This is a genomic window from Streptomyces sp. NPDC004284 (genome assembly GCF_042874035.1).
Taxonomy (GTDB): Bacteria; Actinomycetota; Actinomycetes; order Streptomycetales; family Streptomycetaceae; genus Streptomyces.
Map to the genome: position 1 here is coordinate 136,567 of NZ_JBIAMJ010000002.1, position 12,500 is coordinate 149,066.

Here is a 12,500-nt window from a genome sequence, read left to right on the forward strand (position 1 = left end):
GTCGCTCGGCGGCCCGACCCGGGCGCGGACCGGACCGGCGCCGCCGAATGTGTGGCATATCACGTTGCGGGCGGACGGCTCTCGGGAGGGGCCTACGCGAGGATCTCGGTCAGGTCGTACGAGACGGGCTCGTCCAGCTGTCCGTAGCCGCAGGACTCCGGCGTCCGGTCCGGGCGCCACCGCTTGAACTGCGCGGTGTGCCGGAAGCGGTCCCCCTCCATGTGGTCGTAGCCGACCTCGCAGACCCGCTCCGGCCGCAGCGCCACCCAGGACCGGTCCTTCCCGCCCGACCAGCGGCTCGGCGCGCCCGGCAGCCTGGCCCCCTCGTGGGCGGCCTCGTCCGTCCAGGCCGCCCACGGGTGCCCGTCCGGGGGGTCCGTCCGGAGCGGCTCCAGCTCCTCGACGAGCTCGGCGCGGCGGGCGGCGGTGAAGGCCGCGCACACGCCGACGTGCTGGAGGACGCCCCCGTCGTCGTACAGGCCGAGCAGCAGCGAGCCGACGACCGGCCCGCTCGTGTGGAAGCGGTATCCGGCCACGACGACGTCAGCGGTCCGCTCGTGCTTGATCTTGTACATGAGGCGGGCGTCCGGCCGGTACGGCAGGTCGAGCGGCTTGGCGACCACCCCGTCGAGCCCGGCGCCCTCGTACCGCTCGAACCAGCGGGCGGCGAGCTCGGGGTCCCGGGTCGCCGGCGCCAGGTGGACCGGCGCGCCGACCCCGTCGAGGACCCGCTCCAGGGCCGCCCGGCGCTCGCTCAGCGGGGCGTCGAGCAGCGAGTCGTCCCCGAGGGCGAGCAGGTCGAAGGCGATGAACCGGGCCGGGGCGGTCTCCGCGAGCAGCCGCACCCGGGAGCCGGCCGGATGGATCCGCTCGGCGAGCCGGTCGAAGTCCAGCCGCCCGTCGTGCTCGACGACGATCTCCCCGTCGACGACGCAGCGCTCCGGCAGCCGGGCCGCGAGCGCCTCGACCAGCTCGGGGAAGTACCGGGTGAGCGGCTTGCCCGTACGGCTGCCGATGACGAGCTCCGGCCCGTCCCGGTGCACGATCGCACGGAAGCCGTCCCACTTCGCCTCGTACTGCATCCCGGGCGGGATCCGCTTCACGGACTTGGCGAGCATCGGTTTCACGGGCGGCATCACCGGAAGATCCATGGGGTGATTGTCCGGTATGCGGGAGTCGTCGGCGAGGCCTAGGGTGGCCGGCATGGCAGGTGAGGCGGCAGCGGTGGAGATCGAGGTCGGCGACCGGACCGTACGGGTCTCCCACCCCGACAAGGTGTACTTCCCCGAACACGGCTACACCAAGATGGACCTCGTCCGGTACTACCTGGCCGTGGGCGACGGCATCACCCGCGCCCTGCGGAACCGCCCCACCACCCTGGAGCGCTACCCGGACGGGGTGACCGGCGAGTCCTTCTTCCAGAAGCGCGCCCCGAAGTACCTGCCCGACTGGATCCCGACGGCCCGCATCACCTTTCCCAGCGGCCGCCCGGCCGAGGAGATGTGCCCCACCGGGCCGGCGGCGGTGCTCTGGGCGGCCAACCTCGGCGCCGTCACCTTCCATCCCTGGCCGGTGCGCCGGGACGACACCGACCATCCCGACGAGCTCCGCATCGACCTCGACCCGCAGCCCGGCACGGACTTCGCCGACGCCGTGCGCGCCGCCCACGAACTGCGCGCGGTCCTCGACGGGCACGGGCTGCGCGGCTGGCCGAAGACCTCGGGCGGCCGGGGCCTCCACGTCTTCGTGCCGATCGCCCCCGAGTGGACGTTCACCGAGGTCAGGCGAGCCGCGATCGCCTGCGGCCGGGAGCTGGCGCGGCGGATGCCGGAGCGGGTCACGACGGAGTGGTGGAAGGAGGAGCGCGGCGAGCGGATCTTCGTGGACTACAACCAGGCGGCCCGGGACCGCACGATGGCCTCCGCCTACTCCGTACGCCCCCGCCCGCACGCCCCCGTCTCGGCGCCGCTGCGCTGGGAGGAGCTCGACGAGGTCGTGCCGCGGGACTTCGACATCAGGACGATGCCGGCGCGGTACGCGGAGGTCGGCGACGTCCACGCGGACATGGACGACGAGCGCTTCAGCCTGGAGCCGCTGCTCGAACTGGCCCGGCGGGACGAGGCGGAACGCGGTCTGGGCGACCTGCCGTACCCGCCGGATTATCCGAAGATGCCGGGCGAGCCGAAGCGGGTGCAGCCGAGCCGGGCGAAGAAGGAGCCCGCGGGGGAGTGAGGGCCGGGGCGCCTCCGGGTGGGTGCCGCCGGCCCTCATCGCCCACCCTAAAACAACACGAACGGTCGTGCTAGCATTTTTGGCATCCAGAACGACCGAGGAGATCCGGCATGTACCCGATGGCTCCACTCATCCGCACCGCGCTGAACGCCGCCGCGCGCGTCGCCCCGGGCCCGGCCGGCCGCTGGGCCTTCCACCTCTTCGCCCGCCCCCTCGGCCGGGCGAAGGCGAAGCCCGGGGAGCGGGCGCTCCTCGCCGCCGCCCGCACCGGGACCCTCCGTGTCCGGGGCGAGGAGGTCGTCACCTACGCCTGGGGCGACGGACGGCGGCCCGTCCTCCTCGTCCACGGCTGGTCCTCCCGCGCCTCGCGGCTCGGCGCCTTCGCCGAGGAGCTCCTCGCGCGCGGGTACAGTCCGGTCGCCTTCGACGCGCCCGGCCACGGCGATTCCCCCGGCCGGGCCAGCAACATCGTCGAATACCGGGAGATCATCCGGCAGTTGCACGCCCGGCACGGCGACTTCGAAGCCGTCGTCGCCCACTCCTTCGGCGTCCTCGGCGCCCTCTTCGCCCTCCGCGACGGCGTCCGCACGGCCCGCTTCGTGGGCCTCGGCGGCGTCGGCTCCTTCGACATGCTCCTCAAGGGCTTCCAGGCCGGACTCGGCCTGGACGACCGGGTGATGCGGTCCATGCGCACGTACGTCGAGCAGCGCCTCGTCCCCGGCGAGCCGGGCGTCTGGGACCGCTTCGGCGCCGACCACGCGCCGGACGAACTCGGCGCGCCCGTCCTGCTGTTCCACGACGAGGGCGACGACATGGTGCCCCTCGCCCAGGCGCGGTTCCTCGCCCGGGCCCACGGCGAGCGGGCCCGGCTCGTCGTCACCCGGGGCCTCGGCCACCGCCGCATCCTCAGGGATCCCGACGTCGTGGCCGAGGCGGTGGAGTTCATGACGGCCGGCTCCGCCCCGGAGACGGCGGCCGGCGCGCGCGAGGGGGCCGGCTCGACGGCGTCGTGAGCATCGATCGATCGGGGGATACGGGCTGAGCCGGGCGGGCGGGCCGGATCAGCTCGGCCTGGCCCGGCTCGGCCTGGCCCGGCTCGCCCTGGCTCGGCCTGGCTAAGGCCCGGCCCGGCTCAGGCTTCGTCGGTGAGTGCCGCCCGGCCCTTGTCCGTGGCGGAGGAGAGCAGCCGGGCCGTGATGCCGCGCTCGGCGCGGGCGTACGTCCCGGGGTCGCCGAACAGGACGGACTGCGCGTTGGCCGCCTCCATGAGGGCGATCACCTCGAAGGCCAGCTGTTCCACGTCCAGGTCCTCGGTGAGCTCCCCGACGGCGCGGGCCTCCGTCAGGGCTCCCTCCACGTAGGCCGTCCAGTCGCGGCGGGTGCCGGCGACGGCGTCGTGGACCGGGCCCGTACGGGCGTCGAACTCGGCCGAGACCGCGTAGAAGAAGCAGCCGCCGGCGAAGACCCGCTCCGCGGAGTACGCGAGCCAGTTCCGGCACAGCTCGCGGACCCGCCGCGCGCCCGGCGGCAGGTCCTTCAGCGGGGCGACGACGCGCTCGGCGAAGACGGCGACGGCGGCCCTGACCGTGGCGAGCTGGAGCTCCTCCTTGGAGCCGAAGAGGGCGAAGACACCGCTCTTGCTCAGCTCCAGCTCGGTCGCGATCCGCCCCAGGGACAGTCCTTCGAGCCCCTCGACCGAGGCGATGTCCATCGTTCGGCCGAGGACGAGACGCCGGGTCTGGTTGCCCCGCTCGACGCGTCCGTCCGTCTTGGTCCCGGTGCCGCTTCCGGCGCTGCCGCTCATGACCCCATCGTACTGAACGCACGACCGTGCGGACATCTTGGTGCGGCCCCGGGGGCTATCCCGCCCGCTCCGGCTCCCGCCGCTCCGACGGGGCGAGCAGCAGCACCTCCAGGGCCCGCGCGCAGGCCCGCGCCTGCGCCAGGTACCAGTCGAGCCGCGCGTCCGTGATCAGCTCCGGGGTCGCGCGGACCGCGAGCGCGAACCGTGCGTACCCCGTGCGCTCCAGGACCGGTACGGCCACGGTCCGCACCCCGAGGGCCGACTCGCCGTCGTTCAGCGCGTACCCCGCTTCCCGTACGCGCGCCAACTCGGCTGCCAGTGCCGGCTGTTCGACGATGGTCCGCTCCGTGAACGCGTACAGCGGGGGCAGCGAGCGCGGGCCCGGCTCGCCCGCCCGGGGCCACGCGAGCAGCACCTTCCCGAGCGCCGTCGAGTGCAGCGGCCGGCGCAAGCCCACCTTCGGGGTCACCGACCCGCCCGCCACGATCACCGCGTGCGGGCCGCTGCGCAGCGCCAAGTCGGCGGTCGCGCCGGTTCGTTCGGCCAGATCGGACAGCTCGGGAGCGGCCAGGTGCAGCCCCCGCTGGTGGTACGAGAGACGACCCAGCTCCGTCATCGCCGGACCGAGCCGGTAGCGCGCGGTCCGGGCGTCCTGCTCCAGGAAGCCCGCGCCGAGCAGGGTGCGGGCGAGCCGGTGCGCCGTCGAGGTGGAGAGGCCGAGCCTGCGCGCGAGGTCGGAGGCGCTCAGGTCGGGCCCGTTGTCGTGGAAACAGTGCAGCACGTCCAGTGCGCGGCGGACCGCCTGGGCGCCCGCCGGGGGTCGGACGGTGCCGGCCTCGGTCGTCATAGGGTTCGCTCCCCGTGGGTGATCGGGTCCCCACGCTCCCACATGGCGGGAGCCGAATCGGGCTCCGGGCGAGGTCGGAAACACTCCGTTCATACGCAATCCCACATCGTGGGAGTCGAGTTGTGGACGGCGGAGCGGCCGTGGCAAGGTTCCGGCCAAGACACCACGGCGGCAGCGACCCGGAAGGAGCAGGCAGGCGATGAACGCACGACACGTACCGCTCGCCCTCACCCGGCGCCGCCACATCGACCTGGCGCGCGTCACCGGCACCGGCTGTCGCGTCACCGGCACCGGCTGTCGCTGACCCCGGGCCTCCGCCGACGCGTCGGGCCGTAGCTTTTCGCGCCACGCCGTCGGCACCGCAGGCGCCGAGGGCGCCGCACGCCCACGCCCGCCGGTCCTCCACCGGTCCGCGGGCCTGCTCTCCTCTCCTCCTTCTGTCTGCTTCCGGCCGCGCCCCGCCGCCGTCTCCCGACCCCTCACACCCCGGGATGCCCTCCATGACGTACGCCCGCGTTCCCGACACGCTCTGGTTCACCCGCTGCCCCGTCCCCACCGCCACCGGCGTCGCCGCCGACCGGGGCTGGCTGGCCGGGGAGTTCGCCCCGGACGGCATCGCCGTCCGCTCGCTCCAGGACGCCGACCCCGGCGCCGACCGCGCCGCCCACTTCACCCACGCCCTGCCCGGCCTCTTCCGCGAGGGCGGCAACGTGCCCGCGCTGTGGGCCCGTTCGCGCGGAGAGCGGACCCGGCTCGTCGGGCTCACCTGGATCGAGGAGCGCCAGGTGGTGCTCGTCGCCCCCGGCTCCCCGGTGCGCGGGGCCGCCGCCCTGCGCGGACTCCGGCTCGCCGTGCCCCGCCACTCCGTGCCCATCGACTTCTGGCGGGCGATGGCCCTGCGCGGCTTCGAGGGCGCCCTCGCCTCGGCGGGGTACGGACTCGGCGACGCCGTCCTCGTCGACGTACCGGCCGACGGCCACCAGGGCCAGTGGGCCGCCGGGCTCGACGCCCTGCGCCGGGGCGAGGTCGACGCCGTCTACGTGAAGGGGGCCCTCGCCGTCGAGGCCGCCCGCCGCGCCGGCGCCGAGGTGGCCGTCGAGCTCGACGACCTGCCCGACCCCGCGCACCGCGTCAACAACGGCACCCCGCGCCCCCTCACCGTCCACCAGGACCTCCTGGACGCGCACCCCGAGCTCGTCGCGCGCTTTCTCTCCGTACTGCTCCGTGCCGCCGACTGGGCCGCCGGCGAGCCCGCAGAGGTCGCCCGGATCCTCGGCGCCGAGACCGGGGCGGGCGCCGAGGGCGTCGCCGGCGCCTACCGGCCCGGCACCCACCGCACCCTCCACCCGGACCTGTCCGGCACCCGGCTCGACCTGCTCGCCCGGCAGGAGGAGGCCCTGCGCGCCCACGGCTTCCTGCCCCAGGCCGTGGACGTACGGGCCTGGGCCGACCCGGAGCCCCTGCGCCGCGCCCGCCTGATCGCCGCCGCCGCGGTGCCGACGGCGTCCGCGTAGCCCCCTCCCATGACACCGCCCCGCACGCCCCCTGCTCCCCGGAGGACGACCGCCATGCGCCCACTCGCCCCGCTCGCCGCTCTGGCGGCCCTCGCCGCCCTCACCACCGTCACCGCCTGCGGCGGCGCGGCCGACGCCGGCGACGCGAAGGGGAAGAAGAGCGGGGAGGGAACGGTCACCGTTCGCATCCCCGACCCCGGCAACGCCGGAGTCCTCGCCCGCGGCAAGAAGGACGGCAGCCTGGACAAGGCCCTCGCCGCCGTCGGCGCCAAGGTCGCCTGGACCGGCAGCGCCGGCCCCTTCGCCCCGGCCGCCCAGGCGATGAACGCCGATCAGCTCGACATCGCGACCGGCTCCATCACCTCCGGCATCACCTCCCTCTCCCAGAGCCCCGGCTTCGCCTTCTTCACCGCCACCGACCCCGACCCCGTCGGCGAGGGCATCCTCGTCCGCGAGGGCTCGGACATCACCTCCGTCCAGGACCTCGTCGGCCGCAAGGTCGCCGTGAACAAGGGCGGCACCGGCGAGTACCTGCTCCTCAAGGCGCTCGCCAAGGCCGGGATCCCCGCCGACGAGGTCGAGCGCGTCTATCTGCGCCCCGACCAGACCGCCGCCGTCTTCAACGCCGGACAGGTCGACGCCTGGGCGGTCTGGTCCACGTACGCCGTCACCGAGATCGGCAGCGGCAAGGCCCGGTTCGTCGCCGACGGAACCGCCATCGGCTCCGACAACTACAGCCTCAATGCCGTCCGTTCGGACTTCGCCAAGGAACACCCAGAAGTCGTCAAGGCGCTCTACGACTACCTCCACGAGCACAGCGCCGAGGAGAAGAAGGACCCGGCCCGCTTCCTCAACGTCTTCACCGACGCCGGCCCCACCGCCCTGAACGGCAAGGCCAAGGACGTCCAGATCGCCTTCACCGCCGAGGGAGGGACGGTCGACCCCATCGGCCCCGAGGGCATCCAGCGCTTCGAGACCGTGGCCCGGTTCTACGCCGACCAGAAGGTCACCCCGGACAAGGTCGACATCGCCGCCCACCTCCTCGACGTCGAGAAGCTGTCATGACGGCCACCGACACGGACGGGCTGGTCGCCCCGCGCCCACCCGTCCGCCGCCCCCGCCCCCGCACCTACGTCGTCACCGTCCGCGCCCTCGGCCCCGTCGCCCTGCTCGCCCTGTGGTGGGCCTCCTCCGCCACCGGTCTCCTGACCCCCGACGTCCTCGCCTCGCCCGCACAAGTCATCGACGCGGTCGGCGAGTTGTGGGGAAACGGGCAGCTTCCCGACGCGCTCGCGACCTCCCTCACCCGCTCCGGCCTCGGTCTGGTCATCGGCCTCACCGCCGGACTCGCCCTCGGCATCACCACCGGCTTCACCCGGCTCGGCGACGAACTCCTCGACTCCTCCCTCCAGACCCTCCGCACCATCCCCTTCCTCTCCCTCGTCCCCCTCTTCATGGTCTGGTTCGGGATCAACGAGACCGCGAAGATCCTGCTCATCGCCGTCGCCACCACCTTCCCCATGTACGTCTCCACCGCCGGCGGCGTCCGGAACACCGACCGCAAACTCGTCGAGGCCATGCGCGGCTTCGGGCTCGGCCGGCTCGCGATCGTCCGCCAGGTCGTCCTGCCCGGCGCGCTGCCCTCACTCCTCGCCGGGCTGCGGCTGTCCATGACGCTGAGCGTCATCGCGCTGATCGCCGCCGAGGAGATCAACGCCACCGAGGGCATCGGCTATCTGATGTCCCAGGCCCAGAGCTACGCCCGCACCGACATCCTCGCCGTCTGCATCCTCGTCTACGGACTCCTCGGCCTCACCGCCGACGTGTTCGTCCGGGGCCTGGAGCGGATCCTCATGCCCTGGCGCACCGCCGGACCGGGAGGGACGACATGACCGCCGTACGGGTGAGGGGACTGCGCCGGGTCTTCGGCGACCGCGCCGTCCTCGACGACCTCGACCTCACCATCGGGCGCGGCGAGTTCGTCGCCCTCCTCGGGGCCAGCGGCAGCGGCAAGACGACCCTGCTGCGCATCCTCGGCGCCCTCGACGGAGCCGACGGGGGAGAGGCCCTGGTCCCCGCCGTCCGCACCATCGTCTTCCAGGAGCCCCGGCTCCTCCCCTCCAAGAAGGTCCTCGCCAACGTCACCGTCGGGCTGCCGCGCGGCGCGCGGACCCGGGCGACCGGCCTGCGGGCGCTCGCCGAGGTCGGCCTGGAGCGGCACGCCGACGCCTGGCCGGCGACCCTGTCCGGCGGCGAGGCCCAGCGCGTGGCCCTGGCCAGGGCCCTGGTCCGCGAGCCCGAACTCCTGCTGCTCGACGAGCCGTTCGCCGCGCTCGACGCGCTGACCCGGCTCCGCATGCAGGACCTGGTCGGCGAACTGCGCCGGATCCACCGGCCGGCCGTCCTGCTCGTCACCCACGACGTCGACGAGGCCGTGCGCCTCGCCGACCGGGTGGCCGTCCTGCGCGACGGCCGGCTCGTCACCGACGAACCCGTGACCGTCCCCCGCCCCCGCGACCCCGGCGACCCGGCCTTCGTGGCCCTGCGCCGCCGCCTCCTCGCCGACCTCGGCGTCCACACCCCCGAAGAAGCACCCACCGCCTCCCCTCGCGAAGGATCTCTCGAAGGAGTCTCCGCATGACCGTCGTCATCGGCGTCCACCGCAGCAACCCCTCCCTCTACCACCTCTCCCGCCTCGGCTACGCGGAGGAGGAGCTCGCCGCCCTCGGCGAGACCGTGACCTGGCACCCGTACACCGACGGGGTCCGCACCGGCGCCCACCTCGCCGACGGCACCATCGACTTCGGCGGCACCGGCTCCACCCCGCCCGTCACCGCGCAGGCCGCCGGCCACGACATCGTCTACACGGCCGTCTCCGCGCCCCGCCCCGACCACGGCGCCCTCCTCGTCCCCGAGGACAGCCCGGTCCGCACCGTCGCCGACCTCGAGGGCGGCACGGTCCACCTCGCCGTCGGCTCCTGGCAGACCCACCTCGTCGCCAAGGCCCTGGACGACGCCGGCCTCTCGTACGCCACCGACATCACCCCCGCCCGCGCGGACGCGGACAGCGAGGCGAAGCTGCGCGCCGGGGAGGTCACCGCCTGGGTCGCCCAGGGCGCCGAGCTCGCCGCCGCCCGCCGCACCGGCGGCCTGCGCACCCTGATCCGTACCGGCGAGGTCATCAGCGACCGGTCCGTCTTCTTCACCCGCCGCGACCTGGCCGAGCAGCGGCCCGAGCTCGTCGAGGCGCTCACCCGGGCGCTGCGGCGGGCCGACGAGTGGGCCGCCGCGCACCCGCGCGAGGCCGCCGAGATCGCCGCCGCCGACCAGGGCGGCGCGGTCGAGGACTGGGAGACCGCGCTGCGGGCCCTGCCGTGGACCATCGAGGAGGTCGGCGAGGAGTTCCTCGCCGAGCAGCAGCGGGCGGCCGACATCTTCCACCGCACCGGATTCGTCGACCGGGCGATCACCGTCGCCGACGCCCTGCCCCGGAAGGCCTGACCCGATGTCGCACCCGGCACCCGAAGTCCTCTGGTACGTCATCCCGCGCGAAGGCGCCTATCCGTGGGAGCCGGAGGGCCGCCGCCCCGTCGACCTCGGCTATCTCACCCAGCTCGCCGGGACGGTCGAGCGCCTCGGCTTCACCGGCGCGCTGCTCGCCACCGACCTGTACGACGTGTGGCCGCTCGGCTCCGCGCTCGCCGCCTCCACCAGCACCCGTTTCAAGCCGCTGCTCGCCGTCCACCCGGGGCTGATCTCACCCACCCTGCTGGCCAAGATGGCGCTGAGCTTCGACAACCTCTTCGGCGGCAGGCTCCGGTTCAACGTCGTCAACGGATCGACGAACTCCCTGCGGGAGTACGGCCTGCACGTCGAGCACGACGAGCGGTACGCGCTGAGCGCCGAGTACTGGTCGATCGTCAAGCGCCTCACGGCCGGCGAGGTCTTCGACCACAAGGGGAGGTTCTACGACCTCAAGAACGCCGGAGCCTCCTTCCGCGACCTGCGCCCCGTCCAGGCGCCGCACGTCCCGCTCTGGTTCGGCGGCTCCTCCGCGCCCGGCATCGAGATGGCCGCCGAGCACGTCGACGTCTACCTCACCTGGGGCGAGCCCCCGCACCTCCTGAAGGAGAAGCTCGACCACGTCCGGGCCAGGGCCGCCGCCCACGGCCGCACCCTCCGCATCGGCCTCCGTCTCCACCTCATCGTCCGCGACACCGAGGACGAGGCCTGGGCCGCGGCCGACCGGCTCCTGGACGTCACCAGCGAGGCGACGTACGCCCGGCAGCTCGGCGACCGCGCGGGCGAGGACGGCGTCGGCTGGCAGCGCCAGTTCCGCCAGCACGGCGGCAAGGTCCCGGCCCGGGCGCGCGAACTGGAGACCCACCCCAACCTCTGGCCCGGCATGAGCCTCTTCCGCCCCGGCCCCGGCACGGCCGTCGTCGGCTCCACGGCCCAGGTCGTGGAGCGCCTCGAGGAGTACCGGGACCTGGGAGTGGACACCTTCATCCTGTCCGGGAACCCGCTCCTGGAGGAGGCGTACCGGGTGGCCGAGACGGTGCTTCCGGCGCTGGGTGTACGCCATTGATCGAACGTTGATGGCGTGTTTACGGCGTTTCGGCAGGCTGTCGGTCATGCAGACGGATACCGACGTGCTGACCGCCCCCGACCTCTCCTGGCGCGAGAACGCCCTGTGCGCCCAGGCCGGACCGGAGTTCTTCTTCCCGGCCCCCGGAGCGTCGACGCGCGAGGCGAAGCAGCTGTGCGGGGCGTGCGAGGGGCGCCTGGCGTGCCTGGAGTACGCGCTGACCCATGACGAGAGGTTCGGGGTGTGGGGCGGGCTCTCCGAGAAGGAGCGGGGCCGGCTCAGGCGGCAGAGCCGCTGAGCCGGGTCGCTTCCGCGGTACGGCTCAGCCGGCCGCGCGGGCGGCCATCCGCGCCTTGCGGGCGGCGAGCTTCTCGTCGAACTTGCTCGCCTCGCTGTCCAGGCCGTTCATGTAGAGCCCCAGTTCCTCCTGGGCGCGCAGGCCGTCCGGGCCGAGGCCGTCGATCTGGAGGACCTTGAGGAAGCGCAGGACGGGCTGGAGGACGTCGTCGTGGTGGATGCGCAGGTTGTAGATCTCGCCGATCGCCATCTGCGCGGCCGCCCGCTCGAAGCCCGGCATGCCGTGTCCGGGCATCCGGAAGTTGACCACGACGTCCCGCACGGCCTGCATGGTCAGGTCGGGGGCGATCTCGAAGGCCGCGCCCAGCAGGTTGCGGTAGAAGATCATGTGCAGGTTCTCGTCGAGCGCGATGCGGCTGAGCATCCGGTCGCAGACCGGGTCGCCGGACTGGTGGCCGGTGTTGCGGTGCGAGATGCGGGTCGCGAGCTCCTGGAAGGCGACGTACGCGACGGAGTGCAGCATCGAGTGCCGGTTGTCGGACTCGAAGCCCTCGCTCATGTGCGCCATCCGGAACTGCTCCAGCTTGTCCGGGTCGACGGCGCGCGAGGTGAGCAGGTAGTCGCGCATCACGATGCCGTGGCGGCCCTCCTCGGCGGTCCAGCGGTGCACCCAGGTGCCCCAGGCGCCGTCGCGGCCGAAGAGGCTGGCGATCTCGTGGTGGTAGCTCGGGAGGTTGTCCTCGGTGAGCAGGTTGACGACGAGGGCGATCTTGCCGATGTCGGTGACCTTGGACTGCGAAGGCTCCCAGGCCTCGCCGTCCTCGAAGAAGCCGGGGAAGTTCCGGCCGTCGGACCACGGCACGTACTCGTGCGGCATCCAGTCCTTGGTGACCTTCAGGTGTCGGTTGAGCTCCTTCTCCACGACCTCTTCGAGCGCGTAGAGCAACCGCGTGTCGGTCCACCCTGCCGAGCTGCCGAGGGGGGGAGAGGTGAGCGTCACGGGGACTCCTGGGGACGGAGAAGGGCATACGGGCGTACCTACGGATTCGTAGGTTACGAAACCGTAGGTTAAGGCCCTGTAAGGCGTCGGCCAAGCCCGTCCCGGCGATGTCCGGTTACGTTCCGTTATGTGCGCTGCTCCGGCGGGGTGCCGGAGACGCAGGTCACGTCCGGGTCGGCGTTCGCCGGTCATCCGGTCGACTACGCAGCGCAGATGTT

Annotated in this window: 14 protein-coding genes; 10 read left to right on the forward strand and 4 right to left on the reverse strand. The window is 73.5% G+C overall.

Going from position 1 to position 12,500, the window contains the following annotated elements; all coding sequences use genetic code 11:
• Nucleotides 1–92: 92 nt before the first annotated feature.
• Nucleotides 93–1,151 (reverse strand): ATP-dependent DNA ligase, encoded by a 1,059-nt coding sequence (locus ACFYUS_RS05745; RefSeq protein WP_388846274.1) that lies wholly within the window; start codon nt 1,149–1,151, stop codon nt 93–95.
• 52 nt (nt 1,152–1,203) lie between these two features.
• Here ACFYUS_RS05745 and ligD point away from each other — a divergent pair, with 52 nt between their 5' ends.
• Nucleotides 1,204–2,232 (forward strand): non-homologous end-joining DNA ligase, encoded by a 1,029-nt coding sequence (gene ligD, locus ACFYUS_RS05750; RefSeq protein WP_388846276.1) that lies wholly within the window; start codon nt 1,204–1,206, stop codon nt 2,230–2,232.
• A gap of 110 nt (nt 2,233–2,342) precedes the next feature.
• Nucleotides 2,343–3,245, forward strand: coding sequence for an alpha/beta hydrolase (locus tag ACFYUS_RS05755; RefSeq protein WP_388846278.1), 903 nt, complete (start codon nt 2,343–2,345; stop codon nt 3,243–3,245).
• 119 nt (nt 3,246–3,364) lie between these two features.
• Here ACFYUS_RS05755 and ACFYUS_RS05760 read toward each other — a convergent pair whose 3' ends face one another.
• Both ACFYUS_RS05760 and ACFYUS_RS05765 read right to left on the reverse strand, forming a co-directional pair.
• Complete coding sequence (locus tag ACFYUS_RS05760) at nt 3,365–4,036, reverse strand: TetR/AcrR family transcriptional regulator (RefSeq protein WP_388846280.1); 672 nt, start codon at nt 4,034–4,036, stop codon at nt 3,365–3,367.
• A gap of 55 nt (nt 4,037–4,091) precedes the next feature.
• Nucleotides 4,092–4,883 (reverse strand): IclR family transcriptional regulator, encoded by a 792-nt coding sequence (locus ACFYUS_RS05765; RefSeq protein WP_388846282.1) that lies wholly within the window; start codon nt 4,881–4,883, stop codon nt 4,092–4,094.
• 199 nt (nt 4,884–5,082) lie between these two features.
• Here ACFYUS_RS05765 and ACFYUS_RS05770 point away from each other — a divergent pair, with 199 nt between their 5' ends.
• From ACFYUS_RS05770 to ACFYUS_RS05805, 8 genes are all read left to right on the forward strand, one after another.
• On the forward strand, nt 5,083–5,187 hold the full coding sequence (locus ACFYUS_RS05770; RefSeq protein WP_388846284.1) for a putative leader peptide: 105 nt from the start codon (nt 5,083–5,085) through the stop codon (nt 5,185–5,187).
• Nucleotides 5,188–5,374: 187 nt separating this feature from the next.
• A complete protein-coding gene (locus ACFYUS_RS05775) occupies nt 5,375–6,397 on the forward strand; it encodes an ABC transporter substrate-binding protein (RefSeq protein WP_388846286.1) in 1,023 nt (340 codons plus the stop codon).
• 54 nt (nt 6,398–6,451) lie between these two features.
• Nucleotides 6,452–7,462 carry an ABC transporter substrate-binding protein gene (locus tag ACFYUS_RS05780; protein ID WP_388846288.1) on the forward strand — a complete coding sequence of 337 codons (1,011 nt, stop codon included), beginning with the start codon at nt 6,452–6,454 and terminating at the stop codon, nt 7,460–7,462.
• Nucleotides 7,459–8,289, forward strand: a complete 831-nt coding sequence (locus tag ACFYUS_RS05785; protein WP_388846290.1) for an ABC transporter permease — start codon at nt 7,459–7,461, stop codon at nt 8,287–8,289. The genes ACFYUS_RS05780 and ACFYUS_RS05785 overlap by 4 nt, the downstream gene beginning before the upstream one ends.
• A complete protein-coding gene (locus tag ACFYUS_RS05790) occupies nt 8,286–9,038 on the forward strand; it encodes an ABC transporter ATP-binding protein (RefSeq protein ID WP_388846292.1) in 753 nt (250 codons plus the stop codon). Before ACFYUS_RS05785 ends, ACFYUS_RS05790 begins: the two co-directional genes overlap by 4 nt.
• Nucleotides 9,035–9,898, forward strand: a complete 864-nt coding sequence (locus ACFYUS_RS05795; protein WP_388846294.1) for an ABC transporter substrate-binding protein — start codon at nt 9,035–9,037, stop codon at nt 9,896–9,898. The genes ACFYUS_RS05790 and ACFYUS_RS05795 overlap by 4 nt, the downstream gene beginning before the upstream one ends.
• Before the next feature lie 4 nt (nt 9,899–9,902).
• Nucleotides 9,903–10,985, forward strand: coding sequence for an LLM class flavin-dependent oxidoreductase (locus ACFYUS_RS05800; protein ID WP_388846296.1), 1,083 nt, complete (start codon nt 9,903–9,905; stop codon nt 10,983–10,985).
• A 46-nt stretch (nt 10,986–11,031) separates the two neighbouring features.
• Complete coding sequence (locus ACFYUS_RS05805; RefSeq protein WP_388846298.1) at nt 11,032–11,283, forward strand: WhiB family transcriptional regulator; 252 nt, start codon at nt 11,032–11,034, stop codon at nt 11,281–11,283.
• A 24-nt stretch (nt 11,284–11,307) separates the two neighbouring features.
• On the opposite strand, the gene ACFYUS_RS05810 is transcribed toward ACFYUS_RS05805, so the two are convergent.
• Nucleotides 11,308–12,282 carry an acyl-ACP desaturase gene (locus ACFYUS_RS05810; RefSeq protein WP_388846300.1) on the reverse strand — a complete coding sequence of 325 codons (975 nt, stop codon included), beginning with the start codon at nt 12,280–12,282 and terminating at the stop codon, nt 11,308–11,310.
• Nucleotides 12,283–12,500 lie beyond the last annotated feature (218 nt).

What these genes read in the sequence shown, in the direction of transcription:
- ACFYUS_RS05770 (WP_388846284.1), top strand. Translation starts at nt 5,083, where the DNA reads ATGAACGCACGACACGTACCGCTCGCCCTCACCCGGCGCCGCCACATC.
- ACFYUS_RS05795 (WP_388846294.1), top strand. Translation starts at nt 9,035, where the DNA reads ATGACCGTCGTCATCGGCGTCCACCGCAGCAACCCCTCCCTCTACCAC.
- ACFYUS_RS05785 (WP_388846290.1), top strand. Translation starts at nt 7,459, where the DNA reads ATGACGGCCACCGACACGGACGGGCTGGTCGCCCCGCGCCCACCCGTC.
- ACFYUS_RS05800 (WP_388846296.1), top strand. Translation starts at nt 9,903, where the DNA reads ATGTCGCACCCGGCACCCGAAGTCCTCTGGTACGTCATCCCGCGCGAA.
- ACFYUS_RS05745 (WP_388846274.1), bottom strand. Translation starts at nt 1,151, where the DNA reads ATGGATCTTCCGGTGATGCCGCCCGTGAAACCGATGCTCGCCAAGTCC.
- ACFYUS_RS05775 (WP_388846286.1), top strand. Translation starts at nt 5,375, where the DNA reads ATGCCCTCCATGACGTACGCCCGCGTTCCCGACACGCTCTGGTTCACC.
- ligD (WP_388846276.1), top strand. Translation starts at nt 1,204, where the DNA reads ATGGCAGGTGAGGCGGCAGCGGTGGAGATCGAGGTCGGCGACCGGACC.
- ACFYUS_RS05765 (WP_388846282.1), bottom strand. Translation starts at nt 4,883, where the DNA reads ATGACGACCGAGGCCGGCACCGTCCGACCCCCGGCGGGCGCCCAGGCG.
- ACFYUS_RS05780 (WP_388846288.1), top strand. Translation starts at nt 6,452, where the DNA reads ATGCGCCCACTCGCCCCGCTCGCCGCTCTGGCGGCCCTCGCCGCCCTC.
- ACFYUS_RS05790 (WP_388846292.1), top strand. Translation starts at nt 8,286, where the DNA reads ATGACCGCCGTACGGGTGAGGGGACTGCGCCGGGTCTTCGGCGACCGC.
- ACFYUS_RS05755 (WP_388846278.1), top strand. Translation starts at nt 2,343, where the DNA reads ATGTACCCGATGGCTCCACTCATCCGCACCGCGCTGAACGCCGCCGCG.
- ACFYUS_RS05760 (WP_388846280.1), bottom strand. Translation starts at nt 4,036, where the DNA reads ATGAGCGGCAGCGCCGGAAGCGGCACCGGGACCAAGACGGACGGACGC.
- ACFYUS_RS05805 (WP_388846298.1), top strand. Translation starts at nt 11,032, where the DNA reads ATGCAGACGGATACCGACGTGCTGACCGCCCCCGACCTCTCCTGGCGC.